This is a genomic window from Paractinoplanes abujensis, assembly GCF_014204895.1.
GTDB classification, from domain to species: Bacteria; Actinomycetota; Actinomycetes; order Mycobacteriales; family Micromonosporaceae; genus Actinoplanes; species Actinoplanes abujensis.
Genome location: NZ_JACHMF010000001.1, coordinates 6,953,447 through 6,973,259 on the forward strand (window position 1 = coordinate 6,953,447; position 19,813 = coordinate 6,973,259).

18 protein-coding genes and 2 tRNA genes are annotated in these 19,813 nt (G+C 69.1%); 10 read left to right on the forward strand and 10 right to left on the reverse strand.

Going from position 1 to position 19,813, the window contains the following annotated elements:
- Positions 1-116 precede the first annotated feature (116 nt).
- Positions 117-2,102 (forward strand): DUF6311 domain-containing protein, encoded by a 1,986-nt coding sequence (locus tag BKA14_RS31855; protein WP_184957087.1) that lies wholly within the window; start codon positions 117-119, stop codon positions 2,100-2,102.
- A gap of 49 nt (positions 2,103-2,151) precedes the next feature.
- Here BKA14_RS31855 and BKA14_RS31860 read toward each other — a convergent pair whose 3' ends face one another.
- Together BKA14_RS31860 and BKA14_RS31865 are read right to left on the reverse strand one after the other, a co-directional pair.
- Positions 2,152-2,301: a hypothetical protein gene (locus BKA14_RS31860; RefSeq protein ID WP_184954458.1), complete on the reverse strand. Its 150-nt coding sequence runs from the start codon at positions 2,299-2,301 to the stop codon at positions 2,152-2,154.
- Positions 2,302-2,513: 212 nt separating this feature from the next.
- On the reverse strand, positions 2,514-3,233 hold the full coding sequence (locus BKA14_RS31865) for a ferric iron reductase (protein ID WP_184957088.1): 720 nt from the start codon (positions 3,231-3,233) through the stop codon (positions 2,514-2,516).
- A 392-nt stretch (positions 3,234-3,625) separates the two neighbouring features.
- Here BKA14_RS31865 and BKA14_RS31870 point away from each other — a divergent pair, with 392 nt between their 5' ends.
- Positions 3,626-5,155 (forward strand): peptide deformylase, encoded by a 1,530-nt coding sequence (locus tag BKA14_RS31870; protein ID WP_184957089.1) that lies wholly within the window; start codon positions 3,626-3,628, stop codon positions 5,153-5,155.
- Between the two features lie 10 nt (positions 5,156-5,165).
- Here the strand turns inward: BKA14_RS31870 and BKA14_RS31875 are convergent, their stop codons facing one another.
- The gene (locus BKA14_RS31875) at positions 5,166-6,278 is read right to left on the reverse strand and encodes a globin domain-containing protein (protein WP_184954460.1); all 1,113 of its coding nucleotides are present in this window, start codon (positions 6,276-6,278) and stop codon (positions 5,166-5,168) included.
- A gap of 144 nt (positions 6,279-6,422) precedes the next feature.
- Here BKA14_RS31875 and BKA14_RS31880 point away from each other — a divergent pair, with 144 nt between their 5' ends.
- Positions 6,423-7,190 (forward strand): CPBP family intramembrane glutamic endopeptidase, encoded by a 768-nt coding sequence (locus tag BKA14_RS31880; RefSeq protein WP_184954461.1) that lies wholly within the window; start codon positions 6,423-6,425, stop codon positions 7,188-7,190.
- Here BKA14_RS31880 and BKA14_RS31885 read toward each other — a convergent pair.
- On the reverse strand, positions 7,177-7,767 hold the full coding sequence (locus tag BKA14_RS31885) for a hypothetical protein (protein WP_184954463.1): 591 nt from the start codon (positions 7,765-7,767) through the stop codon (positions 7,177-7,179). The two genes, BKA14_RS31880 and BKA14_RS31885, sit on opposite strands and share 14 nt — an antisense overlap.
- A gap of 151 nt (positions 7,768-7,918) precedes the next feature.
- On the opposite strand from BKA14_RS31885, the gene BKA14_RS31890 reads away from it, so the two are divergent.
- The 4 genes from BKA14_RS31890 to BKA14_RS31905 all read left to right on the forward strand — a co-directional run bounded on the left by BKA14_RS31890 (position 7,919) and on the right by BKA14_RS31905 (position 9,755).
- A complete protein-coding gene (locus tag BKA14_RS31890; protein ID WP_184954465.1) occupies positions 7,919-8,458 on the forward strand; it encodes a hypothetical protein in 540 nt (179 codons plus the stop codon).
- A 270-nt stretch (positions 8,459-8,728) separates the two neighbouring features.
- Complete coding sequence (locus BKA14_RS31895; protein ID WP_184954466.1) at positions 8,729-8,887, forward strand: hypothetical protein; 159 nt, start codon at positions 8,729-8,731, stop codon at positions 8,885-8,887.
- Positions 8,888-9,551: 664 nt separating this feature from the next.
- A tRNA-Ser gene (locus BKA14_RS31900) sits at positions 9,552-9,642 on the forward strand.
- A 40-nt stretch (positions 9,643-9,682) separates the two neighbouring features.
- Positions 9,683-9,755 (forward strand) — tRNA-Arg (locus BKA14_RS31905).
- Here BKA14_RS31905 and BKA14_RS45260 read toward each other — a convergent pair.
- From BKA14_RS45260 to BKA14_RS31925, 4 genes are all read right to left on the reverse strand, one after another.
- On the reverse strand, positions 9,729-10,436 hold the full coding sequence (locus BKA14_RS45260; RefSeq protein WP_239093175.1) for a site-specific integrase: 708 nt from the start codon (positions 10,434-10,436) through the stop codon (positions 9,729-9,731). The genes BKA14_RS31905 and BKA14_RS45260 overlap by 27 nt on opposite strands.
- Before the next feature lie 568 nt (positions 10,437-11,004).
- Positions 11,005-13,020: a SpoIIE family protein phosphatase gene (locus BKA14_RS31915; protein WP_184954468.1), complete on the reverse strand. Its 2,016-nt coding sequence runs from the start codon at positions 13,018-13,020 to the stop codon at positions 11,005-11,007.
- A gap of 160 nt (positions 13,021-13,180) precedes the next feature.
- Positions 13,181-14,131, reverse strand: a complete 951-nt coding sequence (locus BKA14_RS31920; protein ID WP_184954470.1) for a helix-turn-helix transcriptional regulator — start codon at positions 14,129-14,131, stop codon at positions 13,181-13,183.
- A gap of 44 nt (positions 14,132-14,175) precedes the next feature.
- The gene (locus tag BKA14_RS31925; protein WP_184954472.1) at positions 14,176-15,147 is read right to left on the reverse strand and encodes an AraC family transcriptional regulator; all 972 of its coding nucleotides are present in this window, start codon (positions 15,145-15,147) and stop codon (positions 14,176-14,178) included.
- Between the two features lie 130 nt (positions 15,148-15,277).
- On the opposite strand from BKA14_RS31925, the gene BKA14_RS31930 reads away from it, so the two are divergent.
- Positions 15,278-15,538 (forward strand): hypothetical protein, encoded by a 261-nt coding sequence (locus BKA14_RS31930; protein WP_184954473.1) that lies wholly within the window; start codon positions 15,278-15,280, stop codon positions 15,536-15,538.
- A gap of 62 nt (positions 15,539-15,600) precedes the next feature.
- Positions 15,601-16,134 (forward strand): STAS domain-containing protein, encoded by a 534-nt coding sequence (locus tag BKA14_RS31935; RefSeq protein WP_184954474.1) that lies wholly within the window; start codon positions 15,601-15,603, stop codon positions 16,132-16,134.
- Positions 16,135-16,150: 16 nt separating this feature from the next.
- Here the strand turns inward: BKA14_RS31935 and BKA14_RS31940 are convergent, their stop codons facing one another.
- Positions 16,151-17,152, reverse strand: a complete 1,002-nt coding sequence (locus tag BKA14_RS31940; protein WP_184954475.1) for a helix-turn-helix transcriptional regulator — start codon at positions 17,150-17,152, stop codon at positions 16,151-16,153.
- Positions 17,153-17,311: 159 nt separating this feature from the next.
- Between BKA14_RS31940 and BKA14_RS31945 the strand changes: the two genes are divergently transcribed.
- Positions 17,312-17,890 carry an STAS domain-containing protein gene (locus BKA14_RS31945; protein WP_184954476.1) on the forward strand — a complete coding sequence of 193 codons (579 nt, stop codon included), beginning with the start codon at positions 17,312-17,314 and terminating at the stop codon, positions 17,888-17,890.
- Positions 17,891-18,325: 435 nt separating this feature from the next.
- On the opposite strand, the gene BKA14_RS31950 is transcribed toward BKA14_RS31945, so the two are convergent.
- On the reverse strand, positions 18,326-19,777 hold the full coding sequence (locus tag BKA14_RS31950; RefSeq protein ID WP_184954477.1) for a GGDEF domain-containing protein: 1,452 nt from the start codon (positions 19,775-19,777) through the stop codon (positions 18,326-18,328).
- Positions 19,778-19,813: the final 36 nt, after the last annotated feature.

Below are 19,813 nucleotides of genomic sequence, written 5' to 3' on the forward strand. Positions count from 1 at the left end.
GCTTCTCATGCGCCGGACCGCACGGATGTCACGAATACACCGTTCATATCGGCTCGATCACGCATGGGCCGCTCGTCACTGCAACGTTACCAACCTCAGTTAGGCTCGCCCACGCTATGACGATTACGGGTAATGCCTCGACAGGCCAACCGGCCGGCGGGAACGTGCTGCCGCCCCGTCAAGTGACCGAAGCCGAGGACCTCGACGCGGAGCTGATCGCGCTCGGGACCGACGTCGCACCGACCGCTCCCAGATCGGTCGTGCCCGATGTCGAGGCGGCCCCTGAGCAGGCACAAAGGCCTGCCCAGCGCTGGTGGCGGCGTCGTCCGGACTGGCGCGACGTCCTGGCCGCGGTGACGTTCATCGCCGTCGCGCTCTACCTGACGGCTCCCTTGTGGCTCAATCTCGATCACCAGTTGCGCGATGACCCACAGGATCAGGCTTTCTTTGAGTGGATGATGGCGCATGGTGCGCGCGTGCTCACCGATGGCGCATATCCGTTCTTCTCCGATCGTATGAATTACCCCGATGGGGTGAACATGATGGCCAACACCTCGGTGTTGGCCGTTTCGCTGCCGATGACGCCGGTAACGCTTCTGTTCGGGCCGCATGTGGCGTTCAACTTATTTCTTACGCTGGCGTTGGCGGGCACCGGTATCGCGTGGTATTTCGTCTTCTCCCGTGTGTTCGTCTCATCACGTATCGCAGCCTGGGTCGGCGCGCTCTTCTGCACATTTGCGCCGAGCATGGTTTCGCACGCCGGTGGTCACCCGAACATCGTTTCGCAGTTCCTGGTGCCGCTGATCATTTGGCGGACCCTGCGCCTGCGGCAGCCGGGCCGGGCCGTGCGCAACGGCCTGATCATGGCCGCGCTGCTGATCTGGCAGGCGTTCATCAACCTCGAGGTCCTCTTCATGACCGCGGTCGGGCTGGGCGTGTTCTGCCTGATCATGGCTATCGTGCGGCGCCGCCGTCACCCCGGTGAGACGCGCCAGTTCCTGCGTGGGCTGACCATCGCCGGCACCGTGACGCTGGCCGTCCTGGCCTACCCGCTGTCGGTGCAGTTCTTCGGTCCGCAGAGCTACCACGGCCTGCCGCAGTTCGTCCGTAACTTCGGCGCGGACCTGGCCTCCTTCACCGCCTATTCGAGCCACTCGGTCGCCGGTAATGCGGTGATCGCCGAGCGGCTCGCGCAAAATCCGGCCGAGGAGAACGCATTCTTCGGCTGGGGCCTGGTCATTCTCTTCGTCGGCCTGATCGTCTGGATGCGCCGCTCGGCTGCTGTTCTCGCCCTGGGCTTCCTGGCACTGCTCTTCGGGGCGATGTCGCTCGGTCCGCGAATTTTCCTGAACGGGATCAACACCGGCATCCCCGGCATCTGGGCCGTACTGCACAGCGTTCCGGTGCTCAACTCGGCCGTGCCCACCCGCTGGGCCATGGCCATCGCACCGGTCGTCGGTTTCCTGCTGGCCCTCGGAGTGCAGCGCGCGATCGACCTGGTGAAGACCCAGCCGGCCGCGCGTGGGCCGATCCGGGTCGCGATGATCACGGCGGTCGCGATGGCCCTCGTGCCGCTGGTGCCGGTGCAGCTCAAGACGGCGCCGATGGCCCCCACCCCCGAGTTCGTCACCTCGGGCGCCTGGAAGCAGTACGTCGACGACAACCACACGGTCGTCTCGCTGCCGCTGCCCGACTCGGGCTACCCCGACCCGCTGCGCTGGACCGCGATCACGGGCCAGGAGATGCGCATCGCCGGGGCGTACGCGCTGCTGCCCAACCAGAACCCGCTCAACCCCAGCGACCGTACGGCGTTGTTCTCGCCGCCGTGGCGTCCGACCAGCGGCCTGATGGCGTCGATCCGGCAGGGCAACCCGATCCCTGAGATCAACGACACGCGTCGCGAGATGACCCTGGCCGACCTGCGCTACTGGAAGGCCGCGGTGGTCGTGCTGACGCCGCAACTGCGCGACACCGAGATGCTGCGCGCGATGACCGGCCTGCTGGGCTTCCAGCCCACCTGGACCGGCGGCGCCTGGGTGTGGGACGTCCGCCACCTGGTCGACGACCCGAACGCGGTGCTGACCGGCCCCGACATCGGCTGAACACGAAGAATGGGCGGCCCCGACATCGGGACCGCCCATTTTTTATCGATCAGCGACGGCGACCCTGCAACTTCGTGAGCAGGCTGCGCAGCTTGTGCTGGTTTTCGGGCTTGGCCAGCTGGCGCCGGCCCTGCTCGATCACACGTTGACCCTGCGGGCTGGACAGAAACGCGCGGAGGCGCTGGGAAAGCGACGGCATCCGTGGCTCCTTTCGTCGGGATCGGCGAGTTGAACACGGACCCGTCGAGCCTGACACACGTTCCTGTAAGTCAGTTGTACGTGAGGTTCAGCCGCCTCACGCCGGCGCGGGAATGCCGACCCTGGCGACGCCCACCAGGTCGCCGGTGACCGGGTTGTGCGCCTCGGTCACGACGCCGGTGACCGGGCCGGCCGGGTAGCCTTCGCGGCGGATCAGGGCTTGATGCAGCAGCCCTTGCAGACCTTGGGCTGGGGCAGCGTGAAGGCCAGGCAGCACGTCTTGCGCTGGACGTCGAGTTTGCCGTTGCGGGCGGGGACCAGCTCGATCAGGTCTTCCACGCCGAGGGCCTCGTGCAGCTGGGCGATCGTCTCGGCGGAGCGGCCGGGCAGCACGTCGGCCGAGCGAAGCACGCCGTAGGCCACGCCGGAGGAGAGCGAGCCCAGCAGGGTGCGCTTGCCCAGGCGTACGCGGTCGTGAATGGCGTCGAGCAGGGGCGTCAGGTGCTGGTCGAGCAGCGAGCGGCGCAGCTCGGCCAGGAGGGCCGCCTCGTCGGGGACGACGCGTACGTGGGGCAGGCCGGCGATCGCGATCGGGTCGCCGGGCAGGACGGCGACCGGGGTGTCGGCGCGCAGCCCGACCGTGACCAGGGGGCGCGGGTCGTCGAAGTGGATGAGCGCGTTGTCCGCGGTGAGCAGGGGCACGCGGCGGGCCGAGGCGTAGCCCAGTACGGCCGGCAGGGCCAGCCAATACGTGTACGCCTTCCAGGCCAGCGCCGCGGCGGCATGGGGCTGGGCGTTCCAGCGGCGACGGGACGACTCGAGCAGCGTGTCGAGATGGCCGCCGGCCAGGGTGCTCGCGGGGGACCAGCCCGTGGTGTCGTGCACCACAAGGTCGGGGGCAAGCCCGGGCAGTTCGGTGCTCGTGCCGAACATGGCGCGTAAGGTGCCGGTGACGGGGGCCAGAGGGTCAGCCGCGGCGACGGTGACGGTGTGTGCGGCGCGATCGAGGGCGGTGGTCACCGGCGGCACCCACCCAGCGGCGACTTCAGCATCTCGGTCACCGCATTCACCTCGCCAAATTCGATGAGAGTCGAACAAAGGACACGCAGGCCGAAACGCCTCCGTGACGACGACCCACCGTACACCTGTAAGGCTAGGCTAACCAAGCCCCTATTTCGGACGAATACCCTGCGCAAGGGTCACCTAACCGGCTGCGCGCACGTTGCCTGATTCGTCAAGGTATCTGTCGTGTACGCGCTACTAGCACCATCCGGACACGAGCGGCGACGACACTGAAATTCTCGTCCGCGAAGGGGACATCGATGATGACCACCTCGCCCGTCGAGCGGGCCGCTGACCAGTTCGTGACGGCGCTGGCGCATTGGCGGGTCGAGCGGGGCATGAGCAAGAAGCAGCTTGCCGCGCGCATGGGTTTCGACCCGTCCTACGTCAGCCACGTCGAAGGCCGGCGACATAAGCCGACCGAGGACTTCGCCCGCCGGGCTGAGGCGGTCCTCGGGGCAGGCGGCGCGATCTGGCAGCGCTTCCAGGAGTACGACGAACTCCGGCACGCCCGCAGCACGGCCCTGCATCGTGACCCGCCCGTGCCGGTGCAGTGGCTTCCGCCCGGCACCGGGCTGATCGTCGAGCGTGAGGTGGCTGAACTCACGTACACCGAAGGGGTCTATCGCTGCCGGGTGCGCCGCGCGCTCTACAACGCCGGCTCCGAACCGGTGACACGGTATCTCGTGAAGATCGCGGTGGACCGGTATCCGAACGACCCGACCGGCTCGAACCGCCACCACCGCGACAACCCGCTCACCTTCGACGAGCTGGCGCTCAGCGCATGCGCCGGCGAGGGCGACGCGATCGAGCCGATGCAGTGGCGGATCAAGCTCGACCGGGACGCCTCCAAGGAGGTGTGGCTGCTCTTCGCCAACGAGAGTGGCCAGTTCGCGCTCTACCCGGGCGAGCGAACCACGATTCAGTACGAGTACACGATCGGTGTGGAGAAGTGGGGTCAGTGGTTCCAGCGCGCGGTGCGGCTGCCCACGCGCCGGCTGACCGTACGGCTCGACTTCCCGTCCTCGTTCGATCCGCAGGTCTGGGGGGTGGAGACGTCGCTCGCGGCCGAGGTGCCGGTGCGCACCCCGATGGAGCGGCACAACGACGGCGACCGGGCAGTCTTCGAGTGGTCGACCGACTCACCCCAGCTGAACGCGCGCTACCGGCTCGAGTGGCGCTTCCGGGCGGCGGGCGCCCCGGCCTGCTCGGCGCTGGCCCCCGAGAACAACGGCGACGGCCAGCCCCGCGCGTCCGGCCAGATGCGTGGCATCGGGATCGTCCAGCGCGGCTCGGAGCTGCTGCGGCAGCGGGCCCGGCACTTCCAGCTGCCCCGCGAGGCGTCGGCGGCCCGGGAGACGATCGCGGCGCTGCACTCGGCCCTGGGCCGGCTCGAGCAGGTGCACGACTTCACGAAGGGCGTCGGCCTGTCGGCGCCGCAGATCGGCCGGTCGGCGGCCATCGCGGTGGTGCGCCCGGCCGACCGTGACGCCGACCCGGTGGTGTTGATCAACCCGCGGGTGGTCGGCGAGTCCAACGACCGGGACGAGCAGTACGAGGGCTGCCTGTCGTTCTTCGACTACCGCGGGCTGGTGCGGCGACCGCTGATCATCGACGTCGAGCACGCCCGGTACGACGGCACCCGCGTCATCACCCGCTTCGAGCGGGCGATGGCCCGGCTGGTCGCACACGAGATCGACCACCTCGAGGGCCGGCTGTACGTGGACCGGATGAACGCGGAGTCCAACCTCGTGCCGGACTACACGCAAAGCGGGCGGCCCTGGGCGTACTAGGAACGCCTTTTCAGAAGTCGGTGAAGCTGTCGTACTTGATGCGGATCGACGGCACCTGCAGCTCGGCCAGCGTCTTCAGGGTGGCCTTGACCATGGGCCCCGATCCCGAGACGAAGAAGTCGTGCTCGCTCCACGGGCCGTAGCGGGCCACTACCTCGGAGATGTCGCCCTGCTCGCCGGGGAAGGTTGGGTCGTCGCTGCACGAGGTGACCACCGACAGCCACGGGTAGCGAGCCGCCAGGCGGTTGAGCTCGGCCAGGTCGTACAGGTCCTCGCGGTTGCGCGCGCCGAAGAACAGATGCACCCAGCGGGTCCGGTTGTAGCGGGTCAGCTCCTCGAGCAACGACTTGATCGGCGCCAGACCGGTGCCGCCCGCGATGAACACGGTGTCGCGGGTGGAACGGCGGTCCAGGTTCATCGTGCCCATCGGGGCGGCCAGCCGGACCATGTCGCCGACTTCCAGCCGACGGACCAGCGCACTCGACACCCAGCCCGCGCCCACCGCCCGTACGTGGAACTCCAGGGTGTTGTCGCGGCGTGGGGCATTCGCGACCGAGTAGGTGCGCCACAGCCGCGGTTGTATTCGCGGGCACTCGACGCTCAGATACTGGCCCGCGCGGAACTCCAGAGGTTGCATCGGCTGAACGGTGAACACCGCGATGTCCTTGGCCCGCCGCTCGTGTGCGACCACCTCGGCGTACCAGTAGGGCGGGTTGGTGTCGGCCTCCGCGCCGCTCAGCATCTTGGAGGCGATGGTCGCGTACGCGTCGGCCCAGGCCTGGTCGTACTCGACGCTCCACTGCTCGCCGGCGTACTGGCGCATCGCCTCGATCAACGCACCCCCCACTACCTCGTAATGTTCTGGTTCCACGTGGAACTTGCGATGGTCACGGCCCAGCGCGCGCAGGTACTCGTCGAACTTCTCCGGGTCCTCCAGGGTCTGCACGGCCCGGACGACGGCGTCCAGCAGCCGCGAGCGCTGGACGTCCATGTGCACCGGAAAGAGATCCCGCAGGGCCGGATTGGACAGGAACAGGCGCGCGTAGAAGTAACCGGCGACCTTGTCCTGATGCTCCTCGACGAGGCTCCAGCTCTCCTTGAGCATGCGTCCGAGGTCTCCCATGTGCTCAGCCTGGGCAGAAGAGTCGGAAAGGCGACGCACGGCCCGTGCGACTCATCTCATTTCATGCCGTGACGCTTGCCCCGATTAGTCCGTTTACGTCGAGGACCGGAGTACCCATCGAGTGACAGCTCTTACAGTTGGCGCGTGACCCTTGAGCGCCAGCAGGCCACCCGGCCGATCCTCACCGCCGAGATCATCATCGTGCTCCTGCTGTCGCTCGGGCAGAGCGCGATCTATTCGGTGGTCTCGCTGATCGCCAAGCTGACTGCCGACAAGCCCCTGTCCCAGCAGGCGGCCGTGCTCAACGCGTCGCAGTCACCACGGCCCTACCTCGACCTCACCTATCAACTGCTCGGCACGTTCTTCGACCTGATCCCGGTCGCGCTGGCGCTCTACCTGCTGCTGCGCGACCACATCTCACCCCGCACCGAACTCGGCCTGTCGTTCGACCGGCAACGCTTCGACTGGGGCTGGGGCACACTGCTGGCCGCCTGCATCGGGATTCCCGGGCTGCTCCTGGTGTACGTGGCCAAGCTGCTCGGCATCAACGCGGAGATCGTGCCGGCCGCCCTGCAACCCGTGTGGTGGGCGGTGCCCGTGCTGATCCTGGCCGCCGTCCAGAACGCGGTGCTGGAAGAAGTCATCGTGGTGGGCTACCTGATGACCCGGCTCAAACAGTGGGGCATGTCCACCGTCGCGATCGTGGCCACGTCGGCCGTGCTCCGCGGCTCGTACCACCTGTACCAAGGCTTCGGCGCGTTCATCGGCAACGCCGTCATGGGCGTCGTGTTCTCGCTGTTCTACCTCCGCTACAAACGCGTCATGCCGCTGATCGTGGCGCACACGCTGCTCGACGTGGTGGCCTTCGTCGGCTACGCCCTGCTGCCGGAATCGTGGTTCACCTGGGTGTGAGCCGCCGGAAATAGGTGACGGCGCGGGCCGCGGTGGCCTGGGCGTCGGCCGCGCTGGTGAGCACCGCGCCGAGCAGGCTGACCCCCGGGAAATAGCGGTTGATCGCGCGCAGGACGGTCCAGCCGCCGCTGCGATGCACAAACATGCGACCCAGCCGCCACACCGCATCACCCAGGCCGCTCGCCGTCGGCTCGGCACCCGACGTGGCGGCCAGCGCCTCCTCGGCCTCCGCCACAGAGTCGTGCACCTGCGTGATCACCAACAGGTCGACGGCCCGGCGCGGATCCGCCGGGTCGAAGCCATGAGCGGCCGCCACGTGCAGCACCAGCTCGGCGTCGGTCAACGAGCGGGTGGAAACCAGAGCCAACGACGCGTACGACCCCGCAAGCGCACCGAAAACGCTGGTGAACGCGCCGAACCGGGTGAACTGCCGGATGGCCAGACGAGTCAACGCCGCCGGGGTGGCCGCGGGATAAGCCGCACTGGTCGAAGTGGCCCAAGCCCGGGCGCGGGGTCCGATGGTGGCCACGGCGACCAAGGCCAGCAGCTCGGGGGTGTGCACGGGGTCGGCCAACAACCTGGCCCAGCGATCCGTTTCGGGCTGCAGAGCGGGCGACCCGGGATGCTCGGGCGCGGCGGGCCTCTCGGTTGGTGCGCTTGCCGTGGGCTCATCAGCCGGCCCGGATACGGGGGACGACGACGGCGCGGCAGCCCCCGGGGAGTCGCCCGTGGCAGGCGGCGCGGCTTGCCCGCCAGACTTGCCGTCCGGCACGAAGGTGGTGTTCGCGGGCGGTGTCGGCGCGGGTTTTCCGGCTGGCGTGGACGTGGCGTTTGCGCTGGGGGCGGTTGGGGTGGGCGCGGCGGCCGGGTCGACGGGCGCGGGCTTTCCTTCCGGCGCGGATGTGGTGTTCGCGCTGGGGGTGGTGTCGAGCGGTGTCGGCGCGGCCTTTCCCGCTGGCGCGGATGTGACATTCACGCCGCCGGTGGTGTCGGTGGGCGGGGCGGCTGGCTCGACGGGCGCGGGCTTTCCTTCCGGCGCGGATGTGGTGTTCCCGGTGGGGGTGGTGTCGAGCGGTGTCGGCACACCGGTCTGCTTGCCGGGCGCGGCCTTTCCCGCTTGCGCGGATGTGGTGTCCGTGGCGTCGCCGGGCGGTGTCGGTGCGACGGTGCCGGTGGCCGCCGGGGCCAGGCTTGCGGCGGCGTGCGAAGCAGTGGGCTTGCTGGGCGGCGTTGTGGTGCTGCTCGCCGGCGTGGGCTTGGCGGTGTGAGTGCCGATGGGTGCCGACTCGACGGTTGGCTTCACGGGACGGGCCGAGGCTGATGCAGAGGTTTCCGCGCCGGCCGGCGCGGGGCCTGCGGCGCCACGGGCGGGTTCGGCGGAAGCGCGGGCAGACGCCGGTGTGCTGGCCGTCGGCTTGGGGGTGTGCGTCGCCCCGACGGAAGGGCTCGTGGGTGCCGGCTTGGCGGTGGGCCGTTCGGTGGGAGTCGCGGCCGCATCGGGAGCGGGGGGTGGGGTTTTCTTCGCTGGGGTGGCTTTCTTGGCGGCTTTCGCCGCGGGCGTGGTCTGGGCCGCGGCGGCGACCTTTTTGGCCGGTCTTTTCTGGGCGGGGGTGGCCTTCTTGGCCGGCTGCGGGGCGTCGGCGGGGGCTTTGCGGGCACGCGCGGGCCGGGCCGAGGGCTGCCCGGACGAGGGCTGAGGTGAACCCGGCGGCGACGAGGGCTGAGCGGACTCGGGCTTGTCGGAGTCGGTTTGACCGGATGAAGGCTGTCCGGACGCCGGCCGACCGGAAGCGCGCCGGTTAGACCCGGACTGCCCGGACGTGGGCTGGTCGGATGCGGGCCGGCCGGATGAACGTTGGCTGGCCGTGGGCTGGCTGGAGGCGCGTTGACCCGACGAGGACTCGCCGGATGCGGGCTGTCCGGAGGGAGCTTGCCCGGGCGCGCGCTGGTCCGAGGATCGCTGGTCGGGGGGGCGCTGACCGGACGCGCGCTGGTCGGACGCGGGCTGGGAGCGGTCGGCGCTGGCGGGGGTGGAGGCGCGCGGAGAGCCCGTACGGGAAGGCTCTTGGGGGTGATTTTCGGCACCGGGGGGCTGGAACGTCACCGCGGGTGGGGCCTTTCGAGGGCGCTTGGGTGGGGTCTCAGCCGGGGGCCGCTCGCCTGGCGCGTTGAACGGCGTGCGGGCGCGCGTGGGCTTGCGGCGCTCGGGGGGCGAGTTCTCCTCCATGCCGCGGAAGCCTATCCCTCATGGCAACATTTCACCTGTTGGAGAAGGGTCCGACCCGCCGGGTGGCAACCTCTTTGTGCGGCCGTCAGCGGGTCCGGTATCCTCAACCGTCGGTGGTCGTCATGGCCGCCGGGGGAGACTTCGCCTAGTCTGGTCTATGGCGCCGCACTGCTAATGCGGTTGGGGTTTTATAGCCCCTCCCGGGTTCGAATCCCGGAGTCTCCGCGCGAATGCCGGGTGTGTATGCTGGCTGAGCACTGAACGAGCGCCCGTAGCTCAATGGATAGAGCATCTGACTACGGATCAGAAGGTTAGGGGTTCGAGTCCCTTCGGGCGCACTTCTTCGATTGAGGCCTGAGCTGCGGAAACGCGGTTCGGGCCTTTCTCGTTGTCCGGCCTTTTGGGTTGATCGGGTCGCCGTCCTTGCGGGTGAAGACATAGCCGGAGTCGACGCATACCTGGTTGTTGCCGTGCCGCTTGTTGCGGTGGGCAAGTTGGCGGCTGCGGTGCGCCCGCAGGATCGGGACGGTGTGCTTGTCCAGGGCGACGGCTCGGCGGCCGGCGGCGGTTTTGGGTTCGTCTTCGACGACGGTGTAGCCGGCGGTGGTGCGTTGGCGTTCGACGAACAGCAGCCCGCGGTCGAGGTCGACGGCCGCCCATCGCAGGCCGCAGAGCTCGCCGCGCCGGAGGCCGCGAAGGGCGGCGAGCCACCAGAACGCGAAAAGGGAGTCCTCGGCGTTGGCTTCCAGGAAGGCGGCGAGCTGTTTCGCGGTCCAGACCGCCACCGATGGGTGTTCGCCGGTGTTTTCCCAGTGCTCGACGCGGCCGTCTGTCCAGACCTGGGCGTGCGGACGCCGGTACCCGTGAATCTCGATGTGTCGCGCCGGGTTGCTGCCGATCAGCTCCTCGCGGACGGCGAGGTTGAGTGCCGCGCGCAGGGTGGTGCGCAGGTGGTTGAGCGCGGACGGCGACTGCGGCTTGCCTTTGCTGTTGGTGGTCTGCGCGATCTCGGCGAACACCGCGCGCAGCAGCGGCCCATCAAGGTCGGAGAGCCGGTAGTGGCCGAGTCAGGGATGAGGACGAGTTCGACGTCTCGGGTGTAGTGCAGCCGGGTCGTCGGCCGGATCTTCGTGCGGGTGTCGAGCCAGTGCCGTAGCCAGCGTTCGACGGTCCAGCCGTCGCCGGCGCGCTGGGCGGCGCTGTCGGCCAGGCATTCCTCCCGCGCTGTGCGGGCGGCCGCTTGGGAGACGAACCCGCCGCGGCGGATGCGCTCGGAGCGTCCGAACAGACTCGGCGCCGAGCACTGGAAGTACCAGGAACCGTGACCGCGCTCGGGCAGGCGTGGACAGTGCTGTTCGAGTCGTTTGCCCTGTGGGGTGCGGCATCCGCATCGTTTGAAGGTCTTGTTGGTGCTGGCCATGGCTGTCCTCCGCCGTTGAGCTCCTGGTATTGAGCTTGGCTGGGGCGGGAGGTGATGTGAGTTCCCTCAATCGAGTGATGGCTTGGGCAGACCTGGCAGTTTTCGGTCGTGGGCGAGCATTGACGGCAGCACTCAGGGTTCGGGGATGGTCGGCCCTGCCGAGTGATTTAGGCGCCGAGGTCGGGGGCCGGTGTGTTCAGGTGCGGGTCGGTGGTTTCGTGGGGCAGGTTGACCAGGCTCAGGACGTGGTGGGCGGTGCTGCCGGCCGGGGCGTAGAGCCGTAACGGGTATTTTCCGGGGTCGGGTCGGGAGCGATGCAGGTCGGCGACGGCGGCGCTGGCCAGGTGGGTGACCTCGGTCAGGTCGACGATCAGTTCCCGGGTGCCCCCACGGGTCAGGCGGTCAAGTTCGGCCCCCAGGTACTCGGTGTTGGTCGCGTCGAGGGGGCCGTGGATCGCGATCCGAGGAGTCGGTGCTTCGGGTTGTTCGACGATGCGCATCGCGGCCGTCTGAAGCGGGGCCGCGGTGGGGAGTCCGTGGGTGATCTGGTCGGCGGTGAGCAGGCGGGCCGGGACGGTGGCGTTGCGCCGGACGTGGACTGTGGTGCCGGAGTCGGTGGGAAGGATTTCCAGGTGGTCGACCAGGGATGCGGTCATGGCCAGACCGAACCCGCGGGCGGGGCCGGATTCTTGTCCACCGGTGCTGGGGCTGTCCGGTGGTGGTTCTCGCCAGCGTCCGGTGTCGGCGACGCTGAGCTGTAGTTGGCCGTCGTCGTGCAGGTCGGCCGCAATGGTGACGGTGTGCGTTGGATCGGCCGGCTTGTCGTGAGCGTGATCGTTGACATTGGTGACCAGCTCGACGACGGCGTGCTCCAGGGCCACCCGGTCTTGTTCACCCGCCCCGATCGAATGCAGCCAATCGTTGAGGGCGGACCGCGCCAGCGTGATCGTCAGCGGCACGGCCGGCAGGTCCAGGCGCAGCGGCGGCGCCGGCTCTCGGCGTGCCGCCGCGAGAAGGGTGATGTCGTCGCTGTGTCCGGTCAGCCGGGTCAGCAGTTCCAGGGTTTGGGTGGTCAGACGCTCTGTCGTGGTACCAGGATCGCCGCGCAGGGCCCGGTCCGCGGCCACGTCCGAGGCGACGCCGGCCAGCTCCACGGTGCTGCCGGGCACGTCACGTCCGGGTCGTTCCAGGATCCCGTCGGTGTACAGCAGCACGATCTCGGCCGGGCCGATGCTGTCCGCGGCCACGCCGAAATGTGATCCGACCCCGAGCGGCCCCGCTCCCGTGATCGGTAGATAGCGGGCCTCTTTATCGGCCGACAGCACCAGCGGCGGAGGATGGCCGGCGGTGCAGTACGACAGCGAACCGTCACGTGGGTCCAGCACGACGACACACACCGTGGCCGCCCGCGCTCCCGGGACGGTTGTCGCAAGCCGATCCACCGCTTCGAGAGCCGCCACCAGATCACCGGTGGCCGCGAGCCGCTCGTGCAGCACCACTCGCAGCTGACCCATCGTCGCCGACGCGGCGACACCATGCCCGACCACGTCACCGACGATCAGCGCGAGCCGTCCGTCCGGCAGAGCGAACGCGTCGAACCAGTCCCCGCCGGCCGCGGTGTCGGCGTCGGCGAGCAGGTAGCTGGCCGCGATCTCCACGCTCGGCAGGACCGGCAGCGCGGTCGGCAGCAACGCCTGCTGCATCTCGGCGACCACGCCCCGCACGGCCGCGTACCGGCGTTCGGCGTCGGTTGCGCGGGCCTGGGCCGCCTGGCGTTCCCGGACCCGGGCCGTGACGTCGATGAACAGGGCGATCATGCCGACGACGGTGCCGTCGTCGTCGCGGTTCGGGATACCGGTCCAGTCGACGAAGAACTCCTGCACCGTGCCCGAGCCGTCGGCGTCGAACTGGATGCGCATCTCCGGAATGGTCAGTACCTTTCCGGACTCCCAGACCCGGTCGACCAGCTCGAAGATCTGCTGACCGGCGACGTCCGGGAACGCCTCGCGGATCGGCACGCCGAGGATCTGGCGGCCGCCGATGAACGCCCGCATCGCGGCGTTGACCACCACGAAACGATGCTGCGGGCCGGCGAACGCGGACACCATCACCGGCAGCTGATCGAGCACCGCCCGTGCCGCCGCAGCGTCCCCGGCCGGACTGTCCGGTCTCTCACGCTCCATGATCAGCTCCGCTCGCAACATCCGCTCCGGGCCCCATGATGACCCGGCACCCGCGTCCTCGCGCTCACTCCACCCGGCACCGTACCCAGCAAGGCTCTCGAGCCGCCACGCGCCACGCGCCCCGTATGGCTTGCCGACGAGTGACGCAGACGGCATGGAATCAGTCGCGCAAGGTTCGGGATGGGGTGGTGCCGTAGGTGTGGTGGTAGGCGGCAGTGAAGCGGCTGTGGTTGCCGAAGCCCCAACGCTGAGCGACGGCGGAGACGGTGGTCGTGGTGGAGTCGGCCGCCCGCAGGTCGTGGTGGGCGTGGTGCAGGCGCACGTGGCGTAGGTAGGCGGTGGGGGTGGTGTCGAGGTGGCGGCGGAACGCGAGCTGAATCGTGCGGATGGTGACGTGTGCGGCGGCGGCGATGTCGGCCGGGCTGATGTCGCGGTGGGCGTTGTCGTCGATGAACGCGATGGCGCGGCGTAGGCAGTCGGGGTGAGCGTCGCGCCGGTCCTCGATGGTCGGATCGGTCAGGGCCGTGTTGGGAAAGACGGTCAGGGCGGTGGCGGCCAGGAGACGGGCGAGGCTGCCCAGCAGCAGCGGCGGTGTGGCTGTGCCGTCGGTGCCGGCGATCTGCCGGGCGTAGTGGTGGGTGTCGAGCCAGCGTTGGTTGTCGTGCGGGTTGGTGGGGCGAAACCCGGTGAACCGGAACGGTGCTCGGGTGCGGGTGCCGGTGCTCTCGGTGGTGTCGGCGACCTGGTGGATCAGGCTGGTGTCGAAGGCGATCAGGTCGAGGTCGGCGCGGTCGATGTTCCAGGAGATCGGCTGGTCCGGTACGGCGGCCAGATAGGCGTCACCGGCGGCGAGATCCACTGAGCGGTGGCCGTGGGAGTAGGTGGCGGTGCCGCCCCGTACGTGGCCGATGAAGAACTGCCCGGTGAGGGTGCTGTCGAGGGTGCAGGTCATGCCCCAGGTCGCGCGGTGCAATTGAAGGGGGCCGAGGTCGGTGAGGCCGACGCCGAGCAGCAGGCCGGTTGTGGGCATGGCGACCCGGCGGACACCGTAGTGGGTCGCCAGCACTTCGCGGACGGCTTCCGCGTTGCTCATCTCGGTGAACGACGTCATGGCCTGCTCCCGGTGGCGGTCATCCTCGGATTGTGCGGGGGTGTTCACGAGCGCAGGGTGTGGCTGGGTGTCTGGCCGTAGGTGGTGCGGTAGGCAGCGCTGAAGCGGCTGTGGTCGGGGAAGCCCCAGCGGCGGGCGATGCCGGCGACGGTGGCTCCGTCGGCGGGGTCGGCGGTCTGTAGGTCGCGGTGGGCGTGCTCGAGGCGAACCTTCTGCAGGTAGCCGGTGGGGGTGGTGTCGTAGTGGCGGCGGAATCCGGCTTGCAGGGCGCGGGTGCTGAGCCCGGCGGCGGCGGCGATCTGGTCGAGGGTGATCGGCTCGGCGACGTGGGCGTCGATGAAGGCGACTGCCCGGCGGATGGCCGCTGGGGCGACCTGGCCTGGTCCTGGGGTGTAGCCGGCGGTCATCGTGGTGTTCGGGAAAACGCTGAGCGCGGCGGTGGCGGTGGCGTCGATCGCGGCGTCGAGCAGCAGAGCGGGGATGCCGGATTCGGCCGGGCCGGACAGCAGCCGGGTCAGGTAGGCGATGGTGGCCAGCCACTGCCGGTTCGCCTCCGGGGTCACCGCGGTCATCGCCTCGAATCGGAAGTCCGGCTCGGCGACGCCGGCCCGTCCGGCGATTCTGGTCACCACGCGCAGGGGGAGCTGGAGGACCTGGTAGGTCATCCGGTCCATCAGCAGGTCCAGGCCGACGTGCGGCAGGTAGAGCAGCGACTCACCCCGGCCGGCGTGGGACTGCTGCCGGCCGGCGGTCAGGTCGAACCGGCCGTCGAGGACGCTGACGACCAACAGCGACTCGAACGGCTGCGCCTCGATCGCCATGCACGCTTGGTAGGTGAGCTGGTCGACGGTCAGCGGACCAGCGCCGGCGGACGCGGAGCGGAACACGAATGCGTCCGCGCCCCCGACCACCCTGGTGCGATGCTCGACATAACGCTGACTCATCAAATCCTGGACTTCGCCGAGATCGTCCGACTGCATCGCGGCCCGCGCGATCGGCACAGATGTCAGGGACACGGCCGTCCTCCGTTCTCGTCCTTCCCGACGATCGGAGAACCCCGGGTGCCGGTTTACGCGAATTGCGTCGCGTCTACCCGTACAACGATGCCGCAACCACGGCCGTGTTGACGCCTGGTCCCCCGGACGTGTGCATGAAGAGGTGGAAGACCCAAGCGGCCTGTCTCGGGCACTGGAGCGGGCCCGTGCCCTGCACACCGATGTCGCGCGCGCCCGCGACCGCGCACATCAGCGCTCGCTCACCGCCGGAAAGATGTCTGAACGGGCCGCCACGGCCCGGCGCGACGCCGAACTCGCCGATGAACGCGCCCGTGCACTGCGCGCCGACCAAGTGCACCGCACCGGGTTCACCAGTTCGCTCACCGCACAGGACGTCCTCCAGACTTCGTGATTCGTAGTAGCCCGTTCGGTGGATCGGCGAGAGGCTGATCGCAGGGGCCTGGCTGCTTCGCCATGCGTGCCGTCGGTCGGGAACGCCGATCGAGGGGAGCGGCCACGGACAGCACAGGCGAGGTCAGCGACCGGGACCGAGCCGATCCATGGGCAGGCCTCCGCATCGCCGGTGCAGGCACCTCGGGCAGGGCGGTACTGCACGCATACGGCGAGTTCGACCGCGACAACCGCGAGCTCATTCTGGCCGCGGCGCGCGAGGCAGTGGCCGCGGGTCACCGCAGGATCGACCTCGACTTGACCGCTGTCACTTTCATCGATGCCGCAACCGTGGCGACCCTGCTCACCTGCCGAGACCTCATCGCCGCGGCCGGAGGCGGCATCCGGATCGTCAACGCCGGCGGCATCGTCGCGCACGTGCTCACGATCCTGGACGTCAAGGCCGCACTGATCCGTCCCGCGGCTGCCGCACGTGCCGAAACCACGCCTGCCACTGGTCGTGTCCTTGCGGACCCGCCGCCGGTGCCCGACTCCGGCGGCGTGCCGATGGCCGCCGATGGTGCGCTGCCGGCTCGCTGTCGCGCGGGCCGGTGCTGACCCGGACCGGTCTGGCTTATCGGCGAAGGGTTTGGGACGGGGTGGTGCCGTAGGCGGCGCGGTACTCGGCGGTGAAACGGCTGTGGTTGGCGAAGCCCCACCGGGCCCCGACGGCGCTGACGGTCGCGCCGCTGGTGGAGTCGGCAGTGCGCAGATCGTGGTGGGCGTGGTGCAGGCGCACCTGGCGCAGGTAGGCGGTGGGGGTGGTGTCGAGATACCGGCGGAACACGAGTTGCAGGGCGCGGATGGTGACGTAGGCAGCGGCGGCGATATCAGCGGGGCTGATGTCGCGGTGAGCGTTGTCGTCGATGAACGCGATGGCGCGGCGCAGACTGGCCGGGTGGGCGTCATGGCGGTCTTCGATGGTGGGATCGGTTAGTGCCGTGTTCGGGAACGCCGCCAGCGTCGCCGCGGCGAGTAGCTGCGCCACGCTCGCCAGCACCAGCGGCGCGGCCGCGGCATCGGGATTGTCGAGCAAATCTGCGGCGTACGAGCGGGTAGTCCACCAGCGTGCCGCGGCGGCCGGGGAGATCGGGTCGAGGCTGGTGAACCGGATCGGCCGGGGAAGCCGGCCGGGGGCGGTGGCCGCGACCTTGGCGATCTCGGCGAGATCGATGACGCAGTTGGTCAACTCGCCGGGCTGCAGACGGGCGGTATACGGCAGGTCAGGGTAGGAGCCGAGGAAGATGTCGCCGACCTCGTACTGCCGGTCGGAGTCGGCGCAGGTCCGCTGCACGCGGGCGCTGCTCATCCGGGCGATGACGACCTTGTTCATCGGAGCGACCTGGAAATCCAGGACGGCGGACTGGTCCAGACGGTCGAGAGCGAAGGCGCCGGCGTCGGCGCGACAGAAGCGCAGCAGCGGGTGGTCGAGGTCGCTGCGGATGCGCAAGTCGCTGCCGTAGGCGTCGCTCAGGAACCCCTCGATGGCGTCGACGTCGGTCAGTTCAGCCGCGGTCGTGGTGACCATGCGCTTGTCCTCCCGCCCAGCGACCTTGCCGATGTGTTTTCGCGACATCGCCTGCTGCGCACGATGCTACGAGCTTTCGCCGGCATGGACACTTCGCTCACCACACAGATACCGGCTGGTACCTCGTCTGGTGACGTAGCGGCCTCCCGATCGCATGTCCCAAGCTGAAGCGATCCTTCGCCCCATGCGCTGCGAGGGGAAGGTGGAATGGTCGAAAAGAGTGAGGCATCGATCCGGCAGCTCGCACCGGACCCGGCAGACACTCGGGCGGTCCCGATAATGGCCGGCGGCGCGTTCGACCGCAGCAGCCGCCTTCAGCTCACCGCCGCCGTCAGGGATGCTCTGGCCATCGGCACTCACCATGTCGTGGTCGATGTCGAGCACGCCACTTCGATCGACGCCGCCACCATCGGCGCCCTGCTCACCTGCCGCGCGCTTGCCCTCGCCGCCGGTGGCAGCCTGAGCGTCGTCAACGACAACGGGATTGTCGCCCAGGTCCTGGACCTCACCGGTACCCGGCGGTCGTTGTGCCCGCCTGCGCCGAACGGGCCGGTGCCGGCTGTCCGCCCGGTGCCGAAACCGGGGCCCTCGTCTACGGACTCGGCCAGGCAGGTCACGGCCGAGGTGATCGAGACGTCCGCGGCGCTGCTCGCCCGCGCCGGTGATCTTGTCGCCGCATCCCGCGAACTCATGAACCGCATCGTCGCCGACCGTGATGCCGACTCCGCCCGGCGTACGAGCCCGGACGGCGAGAAGGCTCGCCTTGAAGGCCATGACCATGCCTGAGTCCGGCTACGGATCAAATGCTTTCCTTCGTGGTTGCTGTCAGCGACGGACTTTGGCAACAGTTCGAGATGGTCGGCCGCAGCCGTGTCAAGGATGGTGATCCGCGGGTGATCGCACGGCGCTACAGCGGATGCCACAACGCAGTGGACCGGCGGAGAAGCGTTGGCCTTACCGCACTGACCAGCACTGATCGAAGCAGGGATCACGCTGCGTAATGGTGGCGCGTGGTGATCCGTGGGTGATCGGATGTCGACGACCGTTTCAGCACAAGCGCGACTAAATCAGCACGCGCGAGTGGCGGCGATCGGGACGGGAAGCGAGTCAATCATGGACTCGACCCCGACCTGCGGAAACGCGGTTCAGAGCTTTTGTCGTTCCCAGGAGTCACGGCGGTCTTCCCGCAGCATGGGATCCGGGTGATCCGCGGGCCCGCCCCTACACCGTCAGGCGCACCGGCGCACTGTCGTGGCCTCTCGCTTCGGCGGTGGAATTCCGGCGATGGCGCTTCACGCGGTACATCGCCTCGTCCGCCGTGGCCAGCAGCAGGTCCGAGTTGGGATGGTTCAGGTCGGCCGCCGAGGCCACGCCGATGCTGGCGTCCACCTCGAGCCGGTGGCCGTGGAAAACGATCTCGGCCCGTACCGCGTCCCGGATCCGCTCGGACACCTTACCGGCGTCGGCGGTGTCCTCGGTGACGACGACGAACTCGTCGCCACCTAGCCGGGCGACGATGTCGTTGGGGTGCGCCTGCCGGTTCAGCCGCTGGGCGACCTCGGTCAGCACGAAATCGCCTGCGGAGTGGCCGTACCGATCGTTGATCGCCTTGAAGCCGTTGAGGTCCAGGAAATGGACCACCGGCCCGTCGCCGCGCCCGAGCGCCGCGGTGAGCCGGGCATGCAGCTCCTGACGGTTGACCAGGCCGGTCAGATCGTCGTGCGCCACCCGGTGGGCCAGCGCCGCCTTCGCGTGCTCCTGATCCCGGACCACCAGGACGAACCGCGCGAAGATGATCGTGGTGAGCAGGATCGACGCGATCCACGGGACGGCATGGCCGTGGGCGTTGTCGTGGACGTGCAGCTGGCTCAGCACCGGCAGGGTGATCAGCGCGATGCCGAGGAACACCAGGCGGGCCGAGTGCACCCGTTCGACGCCGGTACGCCCCTTCTCCGGCCGGTCGGTGTCCCGGTGCCAGAGCGCCGCGGCGAACAGGCTGTTCGCCAGCAGCAGGAGGAAGTCCAGCCGGCCGGTGTCGAAGTCCGACAGCACCGCGGACAATACGGTGATCACCACGTCACCGAGGAACGTGATGGTCAGGGCGGTCAGCAGATAGCCGGTCGGGCCACGCCGGTTGCCCGGCGCGAGCACCAGCAGAGCGCCCGCAACGAACAGCAGCACGTCCCCGAACGGGTAGAAGGCACCGATGATCATGGCCGCTGACGCGGCTTCATCGGTGATCTCCGGCTGAATCAGAAACTGCCAGAACAGCACCCCGACCACCGTCGCCATGGCCAGCCCGTCGAGCGTCGCCTCGCGCAGCCGGCCGGTGGTGCGCGCCCGCACCATGCTTATCAGGCCGGCCGCCAGCAGCGGATACCCCGAGACCCAGAACACGTCGGCGGCCGAGACGTCACCCAACTCGCCGAACCGCCAGGTCAGCACCGAGTACACGAGGTCGCCGGAGAGCCACACGGTGAGTGCCGCCGCCATGAGCGCCCGTGGCAGGCGGTGACGCGCCTCCGCGTGGACCGCCAGCCACGCACCCACCACGATGAGGAGGAATGCGAGGCCGTACGTCAGGCCTGCCGTGGTCGAATCCGGCGCCAGCAGCGTCGGCACCCCCAGGACGGCCGCCGTCACCGGCAACACGCGCGGGGACCAGAACTTCATGGGCTCATCATCGGCAGCAACGCCCGGTTCTTTAAC

Excerpts from the sequence above, each read along its gene's own strand:
- BKA14_RS31855 (WP_184957087.1), top strand. The coding sequence starts at position 117 with ATGACGATTACGGGTAATGCCTCGACAGGCCAACCGGCCGGCGGGAAC.
- BKA14_RS31860 (WP_184954458.1), bottom strand. The coding sequence starts at position 2,301 with ATGCCGTCGCTTTCCCAGCGCCTCCGCGCGTTTCTGTCCAGCCCGCAG.
- BKA14_RS31865 (WP_184957088.1), bottom strand. The coding sequence starts at position 3,233 with ATGTTCGGCACGAGCACCGAACTGCCCGGGCTTGCCCCCGACCTTGTG.
- BKA14_RS31870 (WP_184957089.1), top strand. The coding sequence starts at position 3,626 with ATGACCACCTCGCCCGTCGAGCGGGCCGCTGACCAGTTCGTGACGGCG.
- BKA14_RS31875 (WP_184954460.1), bottom strand. The coding sequence starts at position 6,278 with ATGGGAGACCTCGGACGCATGCTCAAGGAGAGCTGGAGCCTCGTCGAG.
- BKA14_RS31915 (WP_184954468.1), bottom strand. The coding sequence starts at position 13,020 with ATGGAGCGTGAGAGACCGGACAGTCCGGCCGGGGACGCTGCGGCGGCA.
- BKA14_RS31920 (WP_184954470.1), bottom strand. The coding sequence starts at position 14,131 with ATGACGTCGTTCACCGAGATGAGCAACGCGGAAGCCGTCCGCGAAGTG.
- BKA14_RS31935 (WP_184954474.1), top strand. The coding sequence starts at position 15,601 with ATGCGTGCCGTCGGTCGGGAACGCCGATCGAGGGGAGCGGCCACGGAC.
- BKA14_RS31940 (WP_184954475.1), bottom strand. The coding sequence starts at position 17,152 with ATGTCGCGAAAACACATCGGCAAGGTCGCTGGGCGGGAGGACAAGCGC.
- BKA14_RS31945 (WP_184954476.1), top strand. The coding sequence starts at position 17,312 with ATGGTCGAAAAGAGTGAGGCATCGATCCGGCAGCTCGCACCGGACCCG.
- BKA14_RS31950 (WP_184954477.1), bottom strand. The coding sequence starts at position 19,777 with ATGAAGTTCTGGTCCCCGCGCGTGTTGCCGGTGACGGCGGCCGTCCTG.